Annotated in this window: 15 protein-coding genes; 8 read left to right on the plus strand and 7 right to left on the minus strand. The window is 72.2% G+C overall.

Annotation, left to right across the window (positions count from 1 at the left end; genetic code table 11):
- Positions 1 to 71: 71 nt before the first annotated feature.
- Positions 72 to 620 (plus strand): hypothetical protein, encoded by a 549-nt coding sequence (locus tag ACGF4F_RS14120; protein WP_357442332.1) that lies wholly within the window; start codon positions 72 to 74, stop codon positions 618 to 620.
- Between the two features lie 24 nt (positions 621 to 644).
- Here ACGF4F_RS14120 and ACGF4F_RS14125 read toward each other — a convergent pair whose 3' ends face one another.
- Positions 645 to 983 carry a DUF3817 domain-containing protein gene (locus tag ACGF4F_RS14125; protein WP_357442330.1) on the minus strand — a complete coding sequence of 113 codons (339 nt, stop codon included), beginning with the start codon at positions 981 to 983 and terminating at the stop codon, positions 645 to 647.
- Positions 984 to 1,167: 184 nt separating this feature from the next.
- Here ACGF4F_RS14125 and ACGF4F_RS14130 point away from each other — a divergent pair, with 184 nt between their 5' ends.
- The gene (locus ACGF4F_RS14130; protein WP_357442328.1) at positions 1,168 to 2,646 is read left to right on the plus strand and encodes a glutamate--cysteine ligase; all 1,479 of its coding nucleotides are present in this window, start codon (positions 1,168 to 1,170) and stop codon (positions 2,644 to 2,646) included.
- Between the two features lie 9 nt (positions 2,647 to 2,655).
- On the opposite strand, the gene treZ is transcribed toward ACGF4F_RS14130, so the two are convergent.
- Positions 2,656 to 4,380, minus strand: coding sequence for a malto-oligosyltrehalose trehalohydrolase (gene treZ, locus ACGF4F_RS14135; RefSeq protein ID WP_393077555.1), 1,725 nt, complete (start codon positions 4,378 to 4,380; stop codon positions 2,656 to 2,658).
- A gap of 214 nt (positions 4,381 to 4,594) precedes the next feature.
- On the minus strand, positions 4,595 to 6,715 hold the full coding sequence (glgX, locus tag ACGF4F_RS14140) for a glycogen debranching protein GlgX (RefSeq protein WP_393077558.1): 2,121 nt from the start codon (positions 6,713 to 6,715) through the stop codon (positions 4,595 to 4,597).
- 319 nt (positions 6,716 to 7,034) lie between these two features.
- Here glgX and ACGF4F_RS14145 point away from each other — a divergent pair, with 319 nt between their 5' ends.
- The 5 genes from ACGF4F_RS14145 (at position 7,035) to ACGF4F_RS14165 (ending at position 15,193) form a co-directional block, all read left to right on the plus strand.
- Positions 7,035 to 8,432, plus strand: coding sequence for a glycosyltransferase family 4 protein (locus ACGF4F_RS14145; protein WP_357442322.1), 1,398 nt, complete (start codon positions 7,035 to 7,037; stop codon positions 8,430 to 8,432).
- 169 nt (positions 8,433 to 8,601) lie between these two features.
- The gene (locus ACGF4F_RS14150; protein ID WP_073836575.1) at positions 8,602 to 9,258 is read left to right on the plus strand and encodes a response regulator transcription factor; all 657 of its coding nucleotides are present in this window, start codon (positions 8,602 to 8,604) and stop codon (positions 9,256 to 9,258) included.
- A gap of 123 nt (positions 9,259 to 9,381) precedes the next feature.
- Complete coding sequence (locus ACGF4F_RS14155; RefSeq protein WP_393077563.1) at positions 9,382 to 11,484, plus strand: M14 family zinc carboxypeptidase; 2,103 nt, start codon at positions 9,382 to 9,384, stop codon at positions 11,482 to 11,484.
- 76 nt (positions 11,485 to 11,560) lie between these two features.
- Entirely contained in the window at positions 11,561 to 12,271 is a 711-nt protein-coding gene (locus ACGF4F_RS14160) for a fasciclin domain-containing protein (RefSeq protein ID WP_357442318.1), read from the plus strand.
- 99 nt (positions 12,272 to 12,370) lie between these two features.
- Positions 12,371 to 15,193 (plus strand): M14 family zinc carboxypeptidase, encoded by a 2,823-nt coding sequence (locus tag ACGF4F_RS14165; protein WP_357442316.1) that lies wholly within the window; start codon positions 12,371 to 12,373, stop codon positions 15,191 to 15,193.
- 70 nt (positions 15,194 to 15,263) lie between these two features.
- Here the strand turns inward: ACGF4F_RS14165 and ACGF4F_RS14170 are convergent, their stop codons facing one another.
- The 4 genes from ACGF4F_RS14170 to ACGF4F_RS14185 form a co-directional block, all read right to left on the minus strand.
- Complete coding sequence (locus ACGF4F_RS14170; protein ID WP_073836571.1) at positions 15,264 to 16,547, minus strand: citrate synthase; 1,284 nt, start codon at positions 16,545 to 16,547, stop codon at positions 15,264 to 15,266.
- 197 nt (positions 16,548 to 16,744) lie between these two features.
- A complete protein-coding gene (locus tag ACGF4F_RS14175) occupies positions 16,745 to 18,787 on the minus strand; it encodes a sulfatase-like hydrolase/transferase (RefSeq protein ID WP_357445925.1) in 2,043 nt (680 codons plus the stop codon).
- Positions 18,780 to 20,195 carry a class I SAM-dependent methyltransferase gene (locus ACGF4F_RS14180; protein WP_393077567.1) on the minus strand — a complete coding sequence of 472 codons (1,416 nt, stop codon included), beginning with the start codon at positions 20,193 to 20,195 and terminating at the stop codon, positions 18,780 to 18,782. Before ACGF4F_RS14180 ends, ACGF4F_RS14175 begins: the two co-directional genes overlap by 8 nt.
- A gap of 5 nt (positions 20,196 to 20,200) precedes the next feature.
- A complete protein-coding gene (locus ACGF4F_RS14185; protein WP_167666652.1) occupies positions 20,201 to 20,350 on the minus strand; it encodes a hypothetical protein in 150 nt (49 codons plus the stop codon).
- A gap of 177 nt (positions 20,351 to 20,527) precedes the next feature.
- On the opposite strand from ACGF4F_RS14185, the gene ACGF4F_RS14190 reads away from it, so the two are divergent.
- On the plus strand, positions 20,528 to 20,926 hold the full coding sequence (locus tag ACGF4F_RS14190) for a VOC family protein (protein WP_357445921.1): 399 nt from the start codon (positions 20,528 to 20,530) through the stop codon (positions 20,924 to 20,926).
- The last annotated feature ends 14 nt before the right edge of the window (positions 20,927 to 20,940 follow it).

Consider the following 20,940-nt stretch of genomic DNA (forward strand, 5'->3'; position numbering starts at 1 on the left):
CGTGATCGACTTTCATTCATGTCTTTCAACCTGTGAGGTCGATACCATGAGTGAACTGAACCGGACTCTCGGTGGTGATCATGGACACTGACCTTCACATCCGGCGCGCCGTCCACCCGACGGAGCGGATCGTCAACGGCCGACTGGTCCGGCTCATGGAGGGCTACGCGCGCGAGGTGCGGGTGGGGCAGCCGGTGCTCGTCGCGGTGCTGACCGCGGCAAGTGTGGTGGGGCTGCCGGTGCGGATGGCGCGGGCGCTGCTCAGCGCCGGCGGCGGCGGTGCCCGGCGCCGGTTCAAGGAGCTGAAGAAGGGGCCGGAGTTCCTGGTCACCCCGGTCCGGCTGCGCGACCCCGCCAACCGGCTGCTGGAGGTGGAGCTGCACGGTCACCTGCCGCAGAGCGCGCTGCACCCCGGCGACCACCTGCAGCTCACCCTGCGGCCGCAGCGCGACGACGACCTGCCGCCGCGGATCGAGCGGATCGTCAACCTGACCACCGGGCAGCTGCTGACCCCGCGTACCGCCACGGTCTGGTCCCACCTCGGCCCGCCGCTGCTGCTCCAGGCGGCACTCGGCGCGCTGCTGGTGCTGGGCGTGGCTTCCTGCTCGGTGCTCACCTGAGGTTCCGCCCCGCCAGGGCGGCGGTCAGCCCACCGGGGTGAGCGGACGGTCGACCGGCGCGGGCGCGCCCAGCAGGCCGCGCCGGCGGGCCCACCGCTCGAACAGCACGGTGGCGAACGGGGGCACCGCGCAGGCCAGGGCGACGGCGGTGTGCCACAGCGACCAGCGGTGCTGCCGGGCCACCACGAGGACGAGGAGTCCGTACACCACGAAGAGCGCGCCGTGGATCGGGCCGAACACCTGCACGCCGAGCTCGTTGCGCGGCGGGCCGTACTTGACCGCCATGCCGGCCAGCAGCCCCGCCCAGGAGCACGCCTCGGCGATCGCCGCCGCCACGAACAGCCTGGTCGTCTTCTCGCGCATCCGCACTCCCCACGATCCGTCCGCGCCATGCTAACCGGCCGAAGCGTCGGGACCGGGCGACCACGGACACGACGCGACGGGGATCACCGGGGCCCTGCGCGGGTAGTAAGGGGTCCTTCGGGTCTTTCCCCATCCCGCCGTGCCGTGCGAGGTTAGGGGGACCAACGGTGACAGGGTGGTGACCATGGGCGAGGACGTCGGCGTACGCACCTTCAGCCGCGAGGATCGGGCCCGCTACCGGGAGAAGGTACGGCGCTGCCTGGACGTCTTCGCCGAGATGCTGCGCGAGTCCCGCTTCGACGTGGAGCGGCCGATGACCGGGCTGGAGATCGAGCTCAACCTGGTCGACGACGACTCGCAGCCGACGATGCGCAACGCGGACGTGCTCGACGCGGTCGCCGACCCGGCCTTCCAGACCGAGCTGGGCCAGTTCAACGTGGAGATCAACGTGCCGCCGCGCCGGCTCGGCGGCACCGGCACCGCACAGTTCGAGGAGAACGTCCGGGCCAGCCTCAACGCGGCCGAGGAGAAGGCCCGCACGGTCGGGGCGCACATGGTGATGATCGGCATCCTGCCGACCCTGCGCCCGGAACACCTGACCGCCGCCACCCTCTCGACGAATCCCCGCTACACGCTGCTCAACGAGCAGATCTTCGCCGCCCGCGGCGAGGACCTGCGGATCTCGATCAGCGGGGTGGAGCGGCTGGTGGTCACCGCGGACACCATCACCCCGGAGGCCGCCTGCACCAGCACCCAGTTCCACCTCCAGGTCAGCCCGGCCCAGTTCGCCGACCACTGGAACGCCGCTCAGGCGATCGCCGGCGTCCAGGTCGCCCTCGGCGCCAACTCACCGCTGCTCTTCGGCCGGGAGTTGTGGCGGGAGACCCGGGTGCCGCTGTTCCAACAGGCCACCGACACCCGCGCGGAGGAGATCAAGGCCCAGGGGGTACGCCCGCGGGTCTGGTTCGGCGAGCGCTGGATCACCAGCGTTTTCGACCTGTTCGAGGAGAACGTCCGCTACTTCCCGGCGCTGCTGCCAGTCTGCGACCCGGAGGACCCGGCCGAGGCCCTGGCCAGCGGCGACGTGCCCGGCCTGGCCGAGCTGCGGTTGCACAACGGCACCATCTACCGCTGGAACCGCCCGGTCTACGACGTGCTCAAGGGGCGCCCGCACCTGCGCGTGGAGAACCGGGTGCTGCCCGCCGGCCCGACCGTGCTGGACACCATCGCCAACGGCGCGTTCTACTTCGGCCTGGTCCGGGCGCTCGCCGAGTCGGACCGGCCGTTGTGGTCGCAGATGTCGTTCAGCGCCGCCGAGGAGAACTTCGCCACCTGCGCCCGGCACGGCATCGACGCCCAGGTGTACTGGCCCGGGCTGGGCTACCTGCCGGTCACCGAGCTGGTGCTGCGCCGGTTGCTGCCGCTGGCCCACCACGGGCTGGACCGGTGGGGGCTCGACCCGGACGAGCGGGACCGGCTGCTCGGCATCATCGAGCAGCGCTGCCTGACCGGCCGCAACGGCGCCACCTGGCAGGTGGAGACACTGCACCGGCTGGAGTCCGCCGACCACCTAGACCGGCCGGAGGCGCTGCGCGAGGTGGTCCGCCACTACGTGGACCTGATGCACAGCAACCGGCCCGTCCACGAGTGGCCGATCCCCTGAGCCGCACTGTCAGAGGGCGACGATCGCGGCCGACTCCGGCGGCAGCTCGATCCCGTCCCGCATCACGGTGACCCCGCTCTCCGTGGCGAGGAGCACCCGGCGCACCACGCCCGGCAGGTTGATCCGCTGCGGCTTGCCGGCCAGGTTCGCCACCACCAGGCACTCGCCCCGGCGCATCAGCAGGAACTGGTCGCCGTGCCGCACCTCGACCCGGTTCAGCCGCGGGTCGGACAGGTCGGGTCGGCTCTTGCGCAGCGCGATCAGCCGCCGGTGGAAGTCGTACATCTCCCGGTGCTCGGGCTTGTCCAGCTCGGCCCAGTCCAGCCGGGACCGGACGAAGGCCTGCGGGTCGGGCACCGCCCCCGCCGGCCAGCCGTGCGCGGCGAACTCCCGCCGCCGGTCGGCCGCCACCGCAGCGGCCAGTGCCGGCTCGGGGTGGCTGGTGAAGAACTGCCACGGGCTGGTGGCCGCCCACTCCTCCCCCATGAACAGCATCGGGGTGAACGGCGCGGTCATCAACAGGGTGGCGCCGACGCGCAGCAGACCGGCGGAGAGCGTCTGGGAGATCCGGTCACCGGTGGCCCGGTTGCCGATCTGGTCGTGGTTCTGCAGGTACGCCACGAACCGGTGGCCGGGCGTGCGCTGCCGGTCCACCGGCCGCCCGTGACTGCGGTTGCGGAAGCTGGACCAGGTGCCGGCGTGGAAGAACGCCCCGGTCAGCACGTCGGTCAGGCACTCCAGCGAGCCGAAGTCGCCGTAGCAGCCCTGCCGCTCGCCGGTGAGCAGGCTGTGCAGGGCGTGGTGGGCGTCGTCGTTCCACTGGGCGTGCAGGCCGTAGCCGCCGGCCTCCCGCGGGGTGATCAGCTTCGGGTCGTTGAGGTCCGACTCGGCGATCAGCGACAGCGGGCGGCCCAGGTGCGTGGAGAGCGACTCGACCTCGACCGCCAGCTCCTCCAGCAGGTGGGTGCCCCGCGAGTCCGGCATGGCGTGCACGGCGTCCAGCCGCAGCCCGTCGACGTGGTAGTCGCGCAGCCACATCAGCACGCTGTCGACGATGTAGCGGCGTACCCCGTCGGAGTGCGACCCGTCCAGGTTGACCGTGCGGCCCCACGGGTTGCGCTGCTCGGCGAGGTACGGCGCGAACATCGGCGCGTAGGCCCCGGAGGGCCCGAAATGGTTGTAGACGACGTCGAGGATCACCCCCAGCCCCCTGGCGTGCGCGGCGTCAACCAGCCGCTTGAGCCCGTCCGGCCCGCCGTACGGCTGGTGCGGGGCGTACCAGCAGACCCCGTCGTAGCCCCAGCTGTGCTCGCCGCTGAAGGCGTTGACCGGCAGCAGCTCGACCAGGTCGACGCCGAGGTCGACCAGATGGTCGAGGTGGCCGACGGCGGCGTCGAAGGTGCCCTCCGGGGTGAAGGTGCCGACGTGCAGCTCGTACAGGACGCTGCCGGGCAGCTGCCGACCGGTCCAGCTCTGGTCGGTCCAGCGGAACGCCGCGTGGTCGTAGCGGCGGCTCGGCCCGTGCACGCCCGCCGGCTGCCAGGCCGACCGGGGGTCGGGCAGGGCCCGCTCGTCGTCGTCGAGCAGGAACGCGTAGTCGGTGCCCGGTCCGGCGCCGGGCACCTCGACCCGCCACCAGCCGTCCGGCCCGGGACGCATGTCGCGGTCGGCAACGCCGGGCAGGCGCAGCCGAACCCGGGCGGCTTCGGGCGCCCACACCGTGAACTCGGTCATGCGGCGGCCTCCACAGAGTCAATGGGAGCGAGGAGGGCGACGGGATAGGTGCTCAACAGATCATGAAGGAGCAGCTCAAACCCACTGTAGACCCGACCGGTGAACATGTCCGCAACACCATGAACGGAAATCGACAGGGTCGTTTCCCGCCAGCCGCCGGCCGTCGAGTCGTGAGGGCGGCGGGCCCGGGCGGGCCGCGAGTCGGCGGGCCCGGTCAGGCCGTCCGCTGCAGGACCAGCAGCGCTCGGTCGGGCACGCGCACGGTGCCGCCCGCCTCGACCAGCAGGGTCTGCTCCGGATCCGGGTCCGCGGTGCTGATCACCAGTTGCCACCGCGGCCCGAACTCGGCCCCGGGCAGCGTGCAGTCCAGCGGCGCGTCGTGCGCGTTGAACAGCAGCAGGAAGGAGTCGTCCCGGTGACGCTGGCCGTACTGGCCGCGTTCCGGGATGCCGTCGCCGTTGACGAAGAGGGTCACCGAGCGGCCGAAGTCGTTCCCCCAGTCCTCGCCGGTCATCTCCCGGCCGTCGGGGGTGTACCAGGCCAGGTCGGGCAGGGCGGAGCCGGCGGCCCGGCCGCCCACCGGCAGGCCGGTGAAGAACCGGCGCCGGCGGAACACCTGGTGCCGGTTGCGGAAGTCGGTGAGTCGCCGGACGAAGTCGAGCAGCTCCTCGTCGGCCCGGTCCCAGTCCACCCACGCCAGCTCGCCGTCCTGGCAGTACGCGTTGTTGTTGCCGTGCTGGGTGCGGCCCAGCTCGTCGCCGTGGCCGATCATCGGCACGCCCTGGGAGAGCATCAGGGTGGCCAGGAAGTTGCGCCGTTGCCGGGCCCGCAGGGCGAGCACCGCCGGGTCATCCGTCGCCCCCTCGACACCGCAGTTCCAGGACCGGTTGTGGCTCTCGCCGTCCCGGTTCTCCTCGCCGTTGGCCTCGTTGTGCTTGTCGTCGTACGAGACCAGGTCGGTGAGGGTGAACCCGTCGTGGCAAGTGACGAAGTTGATGCTGTGGAAGGGCCGGCGGCCGTCGTCCTGGTAGAGGTCGGCGGAGCCGGAGATCCGGGAGGCGAACTCGGCCAGGGTGGCCGGCTCGCCGCGCCAGAAGTCCCGCACGGTGTCCCGGTACTTGCCGTTCCACTCGGTCCACCGCGGCGGGAAGTTGCCCACCTGATAGCCGCCGGGCCCGACGTCCCACGGCTCGGCGATCAGCTTCACCCGGCTCACCACCGGGTCCTGCTGCACCACCTCGAAGAAGGTGGAGAGGCGGTCGACCTCGTAGAATTCGCGGGCCAGGGTGGCGGCCAGATCGAACCGGAAGCCGTCGACATGCATCTCGGTGACCCAGTAGCGCAGCGAGTCCATGATCAGCTGCAACGAGTGCGGGCTACGCACGTTGAGGCTGTTGCCGGTGCCGGTGTAGTCGACGAACTGGCGCCGGTCCGCCTCGCTCAAGCGGTAGTAGCTGGCGCAGTCGACGCCCTTGAAGCTGAGGGTCGGGCCGAGGTGGTTGCCCTCGGCCGTGTGGTTGTAGACCACGTCGAGGATGACCTCGATGCTGGCCGCGTGCAGCGCCTTGACCATGCCGCGGAACTCCTGCACCTGCTGACCTCGGCCGCCGAGCGCCGAGTAGCCGTGGTGCGGGGCGAAGAAGCCGATGGTGTTGTAGCCCCAGTAGTTGCGCAGGCCCAGGTCGGCCAGGCGGTGGTCGTGCACGAACTGGTGCACCGGCATCAGCTCGACCGCGGTCACCCCGAGCCGCTTGAAGTAGTCGATCATCACCGGGGACGCGATCGCCGCGTACGTGCCGCGCAACTCCTCGGGGATGCCGGGGTGGCGCATGGTCAGCCCGCGCACGTGCGCCTCGTAGATCACGGAGTGGTGGTACGGGGTCCGTGGCGGCCGGTCGTTGCCCCAGTCGAAGTACGGGTTCACCACCACCGACTTGGGCATGAAGGGGGCTGAGTCGGTCTCCGACATCCGGTCCGGGTCGCCGCCCAACTCGTAGTCGTAGACGGCCGGGTCCCAGGCGACCTCCCCGTCGACCGCCTTGGCGTACGGGTCGAGGAGCAGCTTGTGCGGGTTGCCGCGGACCCCGTTGGCCGGGTCCCACGGCCCGTGCACCCGGTAGCCGTAGCGCTGCCCCGGCCCGATCCCCGGCAGGTACGCGTGCCAGACGTACGCGTCGACCTCGCGCAGCTCGACCCGGCGCTCGGCGCCGGCGTCCCACTCGTCGAACAGGCAGAGCTCGATCTTCTCCGCCACCTCGGAGAAGATCGCGAAGTTCGTGCCCACCCCGTCGTAGGTGGCGCCGAGGGGGTAGCTCTCGCCCGGCCAGACCTGCATGTCGCTCCTTCGGACCTCGATCACGAGCGCACCGGTCGGGCGGGCCGCGGTGCGCACGCCGCTATTGCCCCGCCGTACGTTCCGCCAACCCACCCGTTCGGACAGTAGCCGGAATCCACCCACCTGATATCGACCGAACCCTCAGGTGTTGTCCGTCACGATCGCCCTTTTCCAGGTGCAAGTTCGCGCGAGATGCCGTTTCCTGGTATCCGGACGTGCGCGCCCGCGCCGATCCGCCCGGCCGTTCGGCCACCCTCACCACGCTCACCACGCCGCCAGAGCCGCCGGCGCGCACCACCATGCCTGGACGGAGATTGATGTGACCATCCTGCGGGTCGGCGAGCAGCCCGCCACCGCGACGGAACCACGGAACCGACCCACCCGCACCGCCCGCCCGACCATCCCGCAGCAGCCCGGCGTGCCGCCCAGGACCCGCCGCATCCTGATGCTGTCGTGGGAGTACCCGCCGGTGCTCGTCGGCGGCCTCGGCCGCCACGTACACGCCCTCTCCGTCGCGCTGGCCGCCGCCGGCCACGAGGTCACCGTCGTCACCCGCCACGCCGAGGGCGCACCCCTGGAGGAGTACGCCGACGGCGTGCGGATCGTCCGCGCCGCCGAGGACCCGGTCACCTTCCCCCTCGCCACCAACTCCCTGCTGGCCTGGACCATGGCGTTCAACCACACCCTCACCCGGGCCGCGCTGCGCGCCGCCGAGTCCGGCGGGTACGACGTCATCCACGCCCACGACTGGCTGGTCGCGCACACCGCGATGACCCTGCGCGAGCACCTGGACGTGCCGCTGGTCAGCACCATCCACGCCACCGAGGCCGGCCGGCACCAGGGCTGGCTGCCCGAGGAGATGAACCGCACCATCCACGGCGTCGAGCACTGGCTGGCCGCCGAGTCGGGCCGGGTGATCGTCTGCTCCGGCTACATGCGCGACGAGGTGGCCGCCCTGTTCGGCGTGCCGGCCGGGCGGGTCGACGTGGTGCCCAACGGCGTCGAGCCGCAGCGCTGGCAGGCGCCGGCGGCCGCGGTCGCCGCCGCCCGGGCCCGCTTCGCCGGGGACGGCCCGCTGGTCACCTTCGCCGGCCGGCTGGTCTACGAGAAGGGGGTGCAGCACCTGCTCGCCGGGCTGCCCCGGCTGCGCCAGCGGCACCCCGGGCTGCGGGCCGTGGTCGTCGGCGACGGGCCGTACCGGGCGACCCTGGCGGCCGAGGTGCACCGGCTCGGCCTGGGTGACACCGTGAGCATGCCGGGCTTCCTCGGCGGCACCGACCTGCCCGCGGTGATGGCCGCCGCGGACTGCTTCGCGGTCCCGAGCATCTACGAGCCGTTCGGCATGGTCGCCCTGGAGGGGGCGGCGGCCGGTGCACCCCTCGCCGTGTCGCGGACCGGCGGGCTGGCCGAGATCGTCGAGCCGGGCGTGACCGGGATGACGTTCGCCCCGCAGGACCCGGACGGGCTGGTCGAGGCGGTGCACGCGCTGCTCGCCGACCGGGAGCATGCCCGGGCCCTCGCCCGCCGCGCCCGCACCATGGTCCACGAGCAGTACGGCTGGTCGGCGATCGCCTCCCGCACCGCCGCCACGTACGCCGCCGCCATCGCCAAGGACGCCGCGTTCACCGCCGAACGGGCCGAGCAGCGGATGGCCCTCGGCCGGGCGCTCCCGCCGCTGCCGGAGGGCAACCTGCTGGCCGCTGCCGGGCTCCGCTGAGGCGGACCCGCGGGCGGGCGACGGTGGGTCGCCCGCCCGACGGCGGGGGTCACCGAGATGGGTCGAGGCACGTCATCATGCGGTCACGATCTTCCGTCCGGGCTGGTCACGACCGCTGCCATCGGACAGACTCGCGTGGACCTGTCGGGACGAGGTCCAAGGAGACGCGGTGCGGGTGCTTATGGTCGAGGACGACCTGCGAGTCGCGTCCGCGTTGGCCGCGGCGCTGCGCCGGCGGAACCACGTGGTCATCGCGGCCACCACCGCGTCGGAGGCGACCGCCGCGGGGCCGGTCGATCTCGTCCTGCTCGACCTCAACCTGCCCGATCGGGACGGCCTGGAGTTGTGCCGGCAGATCCGCCGGCGCAACGAGGACGTCGCCATCATCCTGGTGACCGCCCGGTCCGAGGAGCGGGACCGGGTGGCGGGGCTGCGGGCCGGCGCCGACGACTACGTCGTGAAGCCGTTCTCGATGGCGGAGCTGCAGGCCCGGATCGAGGCGGTGATGCGCCGGACGGCCCGCGCCGCCCGGGTGGAGACGACGCTGGAGGTGGGCGACCTGCGGGTCGACCTGAACGCCCGGCGGGTCTGGCTCTCGGACCGGGAGGTCAGCCTGACCCGCAAGGAGTTCGAGCTGCTGATGGCGTTGGCCCGGCAGGCGGGCACGGTCGTGCCCCGGGACCGGCTGCTGATGGACATCTGGCAGACGACCTGGAACTCGGGGCACACCCTGGACGTCCACGTGGCGGCGCTGCGGGGCAAGCTCGACGACGCCGGCCTGGTGGAGACCGTACGCGGGGTGGGCTACCGGCTCCGGTCGGGGTAGCCCGCCGGGGCGTGGCCCGGGGAATCCTCAGATCATTCTCAAGAAATCCCGCACCGCCGACCGTGGCGCACGTCACTGGCGTGTGCTGTCCGAACGTGTCATCCCACCTGTTCTGGAGCTTCCATGAGAGACAGACGGACGACGGCGATCCTCTCCGTCCTGCTCGCCGCCAGCCTCGCGGCGATCACCGGGCCCACGCCCGCATATGCGGCGGCGGCCGAGCCTAACCAGGTAGACGGCCTCACCGTCACGCAGGCCGACGGCTACGCCACCCTCGCCTGGACGCCGGTCGACGGCGCCACCGACTACCAGATCGAGCGCACCCCGGTCGCCGCCGACAACTCGGCCACCGGTCCCGCCGTGATCACCGGCGTGTGGCGGCCGAACCGCCAGATCAACAACTCCTCGCCGACCTTCGCCGACGCGGGGTTCAACCCGGGCACCCGGTTCCAGTGGCGGGTGCGCGCCCGCTTCGGGACCACCGCGCAGCCGTACTCCGAGCCGGTGGCGGGCACCACCGCGGCGCCGTGGGGCGACCCGAACGTGCCGGGCGAGAACCTGCGGACCCAGTGGGAGACCACCCTCGCCGCGCAGTACACCAGCGACGTCAACGAGTACGCGTACACCAAGGCGATCGACGACCTGAGCGACCGGGTCCGGGTCACGGAGATCGGCAAGACCGCGCTCGGCCGGCCGATCAACATGTTCGTCATCGGCTACCCCACCCCGCCGCCCACCCCGGAGGCCGTCGCGGCGACCTCGCCGCTGATGGTCAACTGCAACGTGCACGGCAACGAGCCCGGTGACCGCGAGGGCTGCCTGATCATGGCGCGGAAGCTGGCCTTCAGCAACGACGCCCGGACGATCGACCTGCTGTCGCACACCACCGTCCTCATCGTGCCGACCATCAACGGTGACGGGCGGGCGGCCAACACCCGGGGCAACTCCACCGGCCAGGACCTGAACCGCGACTACTCGCTGATCCGCCAGCCGGAGACCTTCGCGCTGGTGCAGATGCTGCGCGACTACCGCCCGATCGCCGGCTACGACGGGCACGAGTTCGGCAACTCCAACGCCGGTGACCTGCCGATGCTGCCGCCGCGGCACCAGAACGTGGCCCAGTCGATCTTCGACGAGTCGCAGCACATGATCGAGGGTCACATGTACACCGAGGGCGCCAAGGACGGCTGGTGGCCGTGCCCGTACGGGTGTAACGGCGGCGGAAACGTGGGCCTGAGCGAGGAGACGATCCTGCGCAACACGCTGGGCCTCAAGAACGTCGTCAACTCGCTCCTGGAGCTGCGCAGCTCCGGTGGCACCACCCGGCCGGACGAGGGCAACACGGCCAACAACCGGCGGCGCAAGACGTACTCCGCGATGTGGACCTTCAACCAGTTCCTCGACTACCACCGGGCGAACCTGAAGGAGATCACCACGGCGCGGGCCGACGCGATCACCTTCCAGGTCTCGAACACGGGCCGGATCGTCTTCCGCGGTTCCCGTCCGATCCCGGCGCACCCGGCGCCGCACCCGGGTGAGGCCCCGCCGCCGCTCGACGCGCCGCGCGACGGCCAGATTCTCGACAACGTGCCGTGCGCGTACAAGCTCACCGAGGAGCAGTACAACGGGGAGCGCACCGACGGCCCGGCCGGCCAGCGCACCACCGTGGCCCAGCGCCTCGCCGCGCACGGCCACAAGGTGGTCAAGGTCGCCGACGGGTACCTGGTCCCGCTGGCCCAGCCGGAGCGGGGGCTGATCCCGCTGCTCCTCGACGGCGAGGGCGTCGAGAAGCTGGTGGACGGCGAGCGGGTGTACCCGACCGTCACCGGCAAGCACAACGGTCAGCTGGTGGTCTCCGGGGTGACCTGCCTGCGGGACGCCACGGTGACCGGTCCGGTCCGGGTCCGGGCGGGCGGGACGCTGATCGCGACCGGCTCGTCGATCACCGGCCCGGTGGACGCCAGCGGCGCGGCCGGGGTCTTCCTGACCGACACCGCGGTGGAGGGCCCGGTCCGGATCGCGCAGACCAGCGGTCCGGTGGTGGTCGTCGACGCGAAGGTCACCGGCCCGGTCGAGGTGTCGGGCAACCGGGGCGACGCGCCCCTGGTGGCGGCCAACACCGTGACCGGCCCGCTGCAGTGCAGCGGCAACACCGCTGCTCCGGTCAACCTGGAGCTGGGCAACTCGGTGCAGGGCCCGAAGAGCGGGCAGTGCGCGAGCCTGTGACCCGTTGATCGTCGTACCGGCAGGCCCGACCTCCCGGGCCTGCCGGTGCGACCCGTTTCTGGACCTGGAGAACGCCATGGACCAGCCCGTCCTTCCTCCGCCACCCCGACCCCTCCCCCGGCTCCGGTGGCCGGCCCGCCGTCACCACCCCCGGCGACGGATGGCGGCGCTCGCCGGGGCCGCCCTGTCCCTGGTACTCACCGGCACGGCCTGCTCCGGCGCCGAGCGGCCCGCGGCGGCCGGCGGGGCCGGCGCACCGGCGGCCGTAGCGGTGACCGGACCCCTGTGCGACCTGCTGCCCACCGGCAGCGAGCCGGGCAACCCGGCCGCCCTGGCCGGTCAGCCGGCCGAGGCGGCCCTGCAGTGGCTTCCCGTGCTCACCACCTTCGAGGCGGCCGTACGGGCGTCCGGGCTGGCCGAGGACCTGCACGGCGGGTCGGGGGTGACCATCCTGGCCCCGACGGACGACGCCTTCGCCGCCAAGTTCTCCGAGGACAACCTGGACCAACTGTTCATCACCGACAAGGAGAAGCTTCGCGGCCTGCTCCGCGACCACCTGGTCGCCGGGTCGCTGTCGCTGTCCGACATGGTGGCCGCCGGCGGGGTCACCACGCTCGCCGGCACCAAGCTCACGGTCACCGGGGGCGGCGCGAGCGTGCGCCTGGCCGACCAGGCCGACACCGTGTGTGCCGACTACCGGGCCGCCGACGCGCGGATCCACATCATCAACCGGGTGCTCGGTAACCTGCCCACCACCGGCGGCCCGGGCGGGCACCGGGCGCACTGAACGGCACCAGAGGCCCCTTGACCACACGAAACCGCAGATCATAGGGTTTCGAATCCACCCCAGTTGATCTACCCCCAATCAGCGAAGAGAGGCATCCCGATGCGCCTGTCGAAGCGTCCGCCCGGGGCGGTCCCCCCGAAGAGAACAGCCGGCGTCGCCACGCTGCTCCTGCTGGCCGGCCTGACGCCGTTGCTCGGGGGCGCCCCGGCCGGCGCCGCCCCCACCGCCCCCACCTGCAGCAACGACCCCGCTGCCCGACTGTCCACCGTGCCCAGCCCGGAGTCCGCGCTGGGCTTCCCGCTCGGCACCGGCCAGGAACGCGTCGTCACCAACGACGAGGTCCGTAGCTACCTGAAGGCCGTCGACGACGCCTCCGACCGGGTGGTCACCGGCGTCATGGCGACGAGCGTGCTCGGCCAGCCGCTGCCGTACGCCATCGTCTCGAACGAGCGGCACGTCCAGCCGGGCGCCCTGCAGCAGATCGCCCGGGACATCCGCGACCTGCGGGATCCGCGCGGGATCACGGCGAAGAAGGCCGCCGAGACCGCGACCGACCGCCCGGCCATCGTCTGGGTGACCGCGAACGTGCACGGCGGGGAGAAGAGCGGCACCGACGCCGCCCTGAAGACCCTGTACGAGCTGGCCTCCGGCCTGTCCTGCGCGGTCGCGGAGCGGAACGACAACCTGGTCACCGTCATCGTGCCGACGCAGAACCCGGACGGCCGCGACGCCAGCCGCCGGCAGAACGAGTACGGCTTCGACATGAACCGGGACTGGTTCGCCCGGACCCAGCAGGAGACCGACGGCAAGATCGAACTCCTGCGGCAGTACCCGCCGCAGGTCTTCATCGACGCCCACGAGATGGGTGGCCGGCAGTACTTCTTCCCGCCGAACGCCGACCCGATCCACCACGAGATCTCCAGCGAGAATGTCGACTGGATCAACCGGATCGGCGAGGCCAACAAGGCGGGCTTCGGTTTCAACGGCGCCTGTGGCGGGGCCGTCACCACCGAGTGCTACTTCAACTACTCGACGTACGACCTGTTCTTCATGGGTTACGGCGACACCGTCCCGGCCGCCGGCTTCGGCGCCGCCGGCATGACCTTCGAGAAGGGCAGCGCGTCGGCCGTGGCCGACCGGGTCCAGCAGCAGTTCCACACCCAGTGGTCGACCCTCGGCTGGGCCGCCGCGAACAAGCACGAGGTGCTGAGCAGCTACTTCAAGATCTGGACGGACGCGCTCGCCGAGGGCAAGGCCGGCACGCTGGAGCCGAACGAGGTGGTCCAGCCGACCAACACCGTCCAGTTCCCGGTGCCGGACGTCAAGATCCGGTCGTACTTCCTGCTGCCCGACCGCCAGCTCGCCGACGTGCGCCAGCTGGTCGAGCGGCTGCGCCGGATGGACGTCGAGGTCTACGAGGTCACCAAGCCGACGAAGGTGCCCACGGCCCGGATCTTCGGTGGGCGTTCCGCGACCGACGTGACGGTGCCGGTGGGCGCGTACTGGATCCCGATGGACCAGCCGCAGAAGCACTGGATCCAGGGGATCATGGGCGAGGACCCGTACGTCCCGTTCCCGTACTTCTACGACGTGTCGTCCTGGAGCAACCCGCTGCTGATGGGGGTCAACGCCCTCTACACCGGCGACGACGTCCGGCCCCCGGCCCAGCTGGTCCGGCAGATCTCCGGCGGCAAGCCCTTTGCCGCCGGGGCGAAGGGTTCGTACGCGTACCCGCTGGACTCCGCGGCGGCGGCCGAGCTCACCTTCCGGCTGCTCGGCCAGGGGGTGCCGCTGGTCCGTGACCTCGAGACCAGCGTGGTCGGCTTCCCGGCGAAGAGCCTGACCCCGGAGATCGACCAGCTGGCCCGGTCGCTCGGGGTGACCCTGAACCCGCACGACGCGGCGGCCAGCGGGACCGCCGTCGACCTGCCGGACGTCGGGCTGTTCCAGGGCACCGGCATCTCCACCACCTCCGGCTCGCACGGCGAGGCCCGGTACGTGCTGGGCAAGCGGTGGGGCCTCGACCTCAAGCCGGTGACCACCGCCGACATCAACGACAACACCCCGGCGTTCACCGAGCGCACCGTGCTGCTCGTGCCGGACGGCAGCAGCGCGACCGGCGGGCTCACCGCCGCCGGGCAGGCCAACCTGCGGAACTGGGTCGCCCAGGGCCACACCTACCTCGGCCTGCGCAACGAGGGCACCCGGATGGCCCGGGCCGCCGGCCTCACCTCCACCACCGAGAAGACGAAGCCGGCGGACTACCGGATGATCGGCTCGCACCTGCGGGTCGACGTCGACGGCAGCAGCCCGGTCGCGCTGGGCCGCCCGGCGGAGGACTTCGAGTTCAACAACAGCGACTCGATCCTGACGCCGAGCACCACCGGCACCAACGTCCTCACCTACCCGTCCGACGACACCTTCTGGGCCAACGGCTACACGGTGCGCGCCGACGCGCTCAAGGGGACGGTGGCGCTGGTGGACGAGCCCACCGGGGCCGGCCGGGCAGTGCTGTTCGCGTTCAACCCGCTGTTCCGGGCGTACAACGAGAACGGGCTGCACCTGGTGGCCAACACGCTGCTCTACCCGGCGGGCGCGGGCGCCGCGCCGAGCCGGGCCGCCCTGAGCCGCACGACCGGCGTCGACCCCGCCCGGGCCGCCGCCGCGGCGGCGCCGGTGGCGGAGAACCTGGGCGGCGAGTGGCGGCCGATCACCGTCGAGGTGGCGGCCGGTGACCGCGACCGCGCCGAGGCGGTCGTCGCCCGGTACACCGACACCGCCCGGGTCTCGGTGGTGAACGGGTCGGCCTACCTGGTGATCCCGAACCGGGACGGCCTGCTGGCCGACGAGCACCCGTACCTGCGTGAGCTGGTGAACGCCCTCCGGGACGCGCAGATCCCGCTGCGCTCTCTGGTGGGCTGACGCACCAACCGATACGGCGAAGGCCGCCGACCCCGTACGGGGTCGGCGGCCTTCGCCGTATGGACCGGAATCAGCGCTCCGCGACGGGGACGTAGTCCCGCTGCGGGTAGCCGGTGTAGATCTGGCGCGGGCGGCCGATCTTGGTCTCCGGGTCGTTGATCATCTCGCGCCACTGCGCGATCCAGCCGGGCAGCCGGCCCAGGGCGAAGAGCACCGTGAACATCTTGGTCGGGAAGCCCATGGCCTTGTAGATCAGGCCGGTGTAGAAGTCCACGTTCGGGTAGAGCCGGCGGGAGACGAAGAAGTCGTCCGCGAGGGCGATCTCCTCGAGCTGCACGGCGAGGTCCAGCAGCGGGTCCGGCTTGGCCATCCGGCCGAGCACGTCCTGGGCGGCCTTCTTCACGATGGCGGCGCGCGGGTCGTAGTTCTTGTAGACCCGGTGGCCGAAGCCCATCAGCTTCACGCCGTCCTGCTTGTCCTTCACCTTCTGCACGAAGGAGCGGACGTCGCCGCCGTCGGCCTGGATCCGCTGGAGCATCTCCAGCACGGCCTGGTTGGCGCCGCCGTGCAGCGGGCCGAAGAGGGCGTTCACGCCGGCCGAGACCGAGGCGAAGAGGTTGGCGTTGCTGGAGCCGACCAGGCGCACGGTCGAGGTGGAGCAGTTCTGCTCGTGGTCGGCGTGCAGGATGAAGAGCATGTCCAGCACCCGGGCCACCACCGGGTCGACCTCGTACGGCTCGGCCGGCACGCCGAAGGTCATCCGCAGGAAGTTCTCGACGTAGCCCAGCGAGTTGTCCGGGTACAGCAGCGGCTGGCCGATCGACTTCTTGTAGGCGTACGAGGCGATGGTGGGAACCTTCGCCATCAGCCGCACCGTGGACATCTCCACGTGCTCGGAGTCGAACGGGTCCAGGCTGTCCTGGTAGAAGGTCGAGATGGCGCTGACCGCCGACGAGAGCACGGCCATCGGGTGCGCGTCGCGCGGGAAACCGTCGAAGAAGCGGCGCATCTCCTCGTGCAGCAGCGAGTGCCGCCGGATCCGTTCGCTGAATTCGGTGAGCTGCTGCGGGGTCGGCAGCTCACCGTAGATCAGCAGGTACGAGACCTCCAGGAAGGAGGAGTTCTCGGCCAGCTGCTCGATCGGGTAGCCCCGGTACCGCAGAATGCCCGCGTCACCGTCGATGTAGGTGATCGCGGACGAGCAGGACGCGGTGTTGACGAAACCGGGATCGTAGGTGGTCATCCCGGTTTCCTTGAGCAGATTGCCCACCCGGATGCCGGCGGGGCCCTCGACCGCGGACTGCACCGGCATCGACAGCTGCCCACCGGGGTGGTCGAGCTTGACTTCCGTCATGTGTTCCTCGCTTCGCCGGCAAGATCTTCGTTGAATTGCCTTCGCTTTTACCGTACTTACGGTCGGGAGGACACCGCTCGTCATGGTTCTACGGTGAGGTATGCGTCACGCGATTCCCGACTTGCCGGCTGGGAAACCCCGTGGAAGCGCGACCACGCCGCCGCGCGCCGGAGCGTCGGAAGGGCACGCGGCAGCGGTCAGGACAGGGTGAGCCGGCGCAGGGCGCCGTCCGCGGCCACCCGGTAGATGTCCAGGCGGTTGGCCCCGGCGGCGAAGAGCCGGTCGTCGGGCAGCAGCGCCGCGAACCGCCGGCCACCCTTGTCCGGCGGGACGACCGGGACCACCGCGCCGATGGTCCCGTTGACCGCCACCGCGAGCTTCGTCCCGTTCGGCACCGAGGCCGGCACGGTGCCCCAGACCAGGGCGGGCAGGTCGCCGTTCGCCGGGTCGACGGCGCGGAACGCGGCGAGGTTGGCCACGGTGGCCGTACCGCCGGCGGGTCGGTTGCCGGGCCGGGTGCCGACCAGCGGATCCGGGGCGGGGGTGGCGGGCGGGGACGGCACCCCGCCGGTGATCGGCACCGGTTCCCCGGGCCGGTCGTAGAAGCGCTTGTCGGCGCCCTCGCGCGGGGACTGCTTCGCCGAGCGGCCGTCCGTCCGCCAGGGGATCCGGATGTGGGTCTCGTCGGCGATGGTGGGCAGCAGGTCGACATGCTGCCAGTTCCGGTCGTCGACCCGGCCGGTCCGCTGGCCGGGCTCCTTGACGAACATCGGCACCCAGGCGACCTGGTCGGCGGCGTGGTTGATGGCGTCCATCCCCCGGCCCTGCCAGTCGCGCAGGAAGCTCACCCCGTGGTCGGCGGTGACCAGGACGAGGGCCTGGTCGTAGAGGCCGGAGGCGCGCAGCGTCCGCAGCGTCTCGCCGATCAGCCGGTCCGTGTAGCCGAGCTGCGCCAGGTGCCGCTGCCGGGCCAGGTCCACCCAGCCGGCGCCGTCGTTGGGCAGGTCCTCCGGCGCGGCGTACCGGGCCCCGGACGGCAGGTACGCCCACGGCGCGTGCGGCATCAGCAGGTGCAGGAAGTGCAGGGTGGGCCGGGACGAGGGGCGCAGCCCGGCGAGGAAGCTGGTGAACCGGGCCGGCTGGTTGGCGTTGAGGGCGTCCCAGCGGAACTTCGGGTCCGCCGGGACCGGCTCGGCCGCGTCCAGCCCCGCCTCGGCCCGGGTCAGCTCCCGGTACGACGTCTCGGGGTCGACCCGGATGTCCACCGGCGCGGTGACCTGCCGCAGCAGCTTGCCGCTCTCCCGGACCAGCACGCCGAGGCCCTGCTGCGGCGCGGCCGCCTGCTCGCAGCGACTGGGCGGGCAGAGCCGGGTGATGCTCTCCTCCGCCTTGATCTCGTACAGGCCGCCCAGGGCGGTAAACAGGTTGTCCGGGTACTGCGAGTAGTGCGGGGCGACCGACTCGGCCGGGTAGCGGCCGGTCAGCATGGCCGGCAGCGCGTACGGCGTCCAGCCGCTGACGCCGGTGGCGTTGCGGTACCAGGTCGAGCCGGCGGCCAGCTCGGCGAAGTGCGGGTACCGGGTGGCGTCGATCCGCCCGTCCGGTCCGAGCAGCGAGACCAGCGGCAGCTCGTCCAGGACGATCATGACCACCGATGGGTGGACGCCCGCGCCGGCCACTCCGGCGGCGCCGGCGTGGCCGCGGGGCAGCACCACCGCCGAGGCCGGCGAGGCGAAGAGGAAGAGGCCGACGAAGATCGCCGGCCCGACGGCGGCCAGCCGCAGCACCCGCTCCGGCGCCCGCCAGCGACGGTGCGCGGCCGCCCCGACGGCGCCGGCCACAGCCGCCGCCAGCAGCAGTGGTACGCCCCGCAGCGGCGTGGTGTGCCGCCCGACCTGGACGGCGAGCGCGGCCAGCAGCAGCCCCACCACGAGGGTGTGCACGACCGCCCGGGTGACCCGCCCGGCGCACAGGCTGACCGCGCCGAACAGGGCGACCGGCACGGTCGGCGCGATCGCGATCAGGGCCACCAGGAGCAGGACGTCGGCCGGGGAGGCGCGGTGGAACAGGAAGAAGTCGGGGCTGCGCCCCAGCACGTCCAGCAGCGGCTGGGTGACCACCAGCCCGACCAGTGCCGTCACCTCCAGCAGCCGGCCCAGTTCGCTCCGCCAGACCCGCCGGCCGCCGGAGGGCGCCGGCGCGACCGGGCGTACCTCGGGCGGCGCGAGGGTGTCAGCCATGTACCACCACCTGGTAGAGCGTGCGGGTGCCGGACGGCAGCTCGGCCTGGCGGACGATCCGGCCGCGCGCCGCGAGCAGCGGCTCGAACGCCTCCCGCCGGTAGTCGGGGAAGAGCCCGCCGGGCTTGTTGGCCAGCAGCCGGCGTGCCATCGGGTCCTCGGGGTGGACGAACTCCACGACCAGGCTGCCGCCGGGTGCGGTCAGTGCGACGAACTGGTCCAGCACCTCGGCCAGCGGCACGTTCCGGCCGATCGCCAGGTGGTGCACCACCGCCAGCGCGAGCACCAGGTCGGCCCGTGCCCGGTCGCCGAAGGCGGCCCGCTCGACGCCGCGCCAGCCCCCGCCGGGCGACGGGTCGGCCAGGTCCATCACCAGCGGCAGGACGCGCCGCTCCCCCGCCGCCCGCAGGGCGCGGTAGAGCGCGTCGGCCACCGCCGCGTCCTGCTCGACCGCGACCACGTAGCCAGCCTGCCGGGCGGCGATCCGGGCGTACCGGCCGTCGTTGGCGCCCAGGTCGAGCACGAGCCCGGGCGCGGCGGCGGCCACCGCCCGGTCGACGAACTCCTCCTTGGCCTGCCGGTCCGGCACCGAGTACGCGCAGGTGCGCTGGTAGTCCGACCAGTAGCTCTCCCCCGGCCGGTGGTCCAGCCGCCGGACCAGCTTCTCCAGCCCGCGTACGGTCGCCAGGGCCAGCTCGCGCGAGTAGCCGGCGGCCCTCAGCTGGGCGCGGACGTCGGCGGTGCTGGCCCGGGCGTTGCGGGCCTGCATCGCGCCGTGCAGGTGGACGTGGGTGAGCACCCCGGGCCGCCAGCGTCGGGTGCCGCCGAAGAGCCGCCGCATCTGGTCCGGCTCGATGCCGTCGATCCGGGCCCGCAGCCAGGGCTGGAAGTCGACCCCGAGGTGGGCCTGGAGCAGCATGGGATAGAGCAGGGTCTGGCAGAACTGCCGGTACCCGGCCCAGGGCTCCCCGTCGCGGGCCGGCTCGAACGAGCCGACGTCGATGAAGACCGGCGTTGCGCCCCGCCACTGGAGGTTGTACGCCGAGCCGTCCTTGGTGGTGAAGCCGTCGGCCAGCGCCATCCGCAGGACGTCCAGGTGCAGCAGGGCGGCGTCGCGCAGCATGCCGTACGTCCACTCGTACGGGTGGGAGACGAACGGGATGCGCTCGTGCCGGAGCACCGCCGCCCAGGGCAGGTCAACCGGGGCCGGGGTGAGTTCCTCGGTGCCGCAGACCTTGCCGGCGGCGAGCAGGTCGCGGAAGAAGTCGGCGGCAGCCAGTGCGTGCCAGTCCCGGGCGGACCGCTCGTCGAGCCCGCGCAGCACCTCGCCGTGGCGGTGGAAGACCCGGTTGCCAGGGTCGCGGAAGGAGCCGGGCTCGGCCCGGACGCCGGTGTCGAAGAAGGCCACGCCGGTCAGCTCCGGTCGGTGGGCTGCCGGCGGAACCGGGCCACCAACCGTCGCCAGTAGAGCTTGGCGGCCACCGCCGCGCCGGCCACCCCGCCGACCACCGCCTGCACGATCAGGCTGCCGGATCCCGCATCCAGGTAGGCCAGGTGCGTCACGGCTGCCCCCTTCCCCTGTTGATGGAGGCCGGCCCGATATAGGGGCTTTCGGCCTTTAAGCCGGACTTGTCCTTCACCGTACGCCGCCGAGGCGGTCCGTGTCGGGCACACCCGCCACTCCACCCACGTCCGTTCCGTTCAAGACGCCCCGGCCCGCCCGCCCCTACCGTGGCGGCCATGACACCGCACTTCGATCTGATCGGCATGGCCGTCACCGACATGGACCGCACCCTCGACTTCTATCGCCGGCTGGGGCTGGCGATCCCGCCGGGCGCGGAGCGGGAACCGCACGTGGAGATCAACCTGGACAACGGCGTCCGGCTGGCCTGGGACGCGGTCGACATGGTGCGCACCTTCAACCCGGGCTACACGCCGGCCACCGGCAGTCCCCGGATGAACCTGGCCTTCCGCTGCGCCGACCCCGCCGAGGTCGACCGCTGGTACGCGGAGCTGACCGCCGCCGGCCACCACGGCCACCTGCCGCCCTGGGACGCCTTCTGGGGCCAGCGGTACGCGGTCCTGCACGACCCGGACGGCAACGGCGTGGACCTGTTCGCCCCGCTCGACCGGGCCTGACCCCGGGGCGCTCC

Origin of the sequence: Micromonospora sp. NPDC047740, assembly GCF_043204735.1 — a bacterium.
GTDB lineage: Bacteria > Actinomycetota > Actinomycetes > Mycobacteriales > Micromonosporaceae > Micromonospora.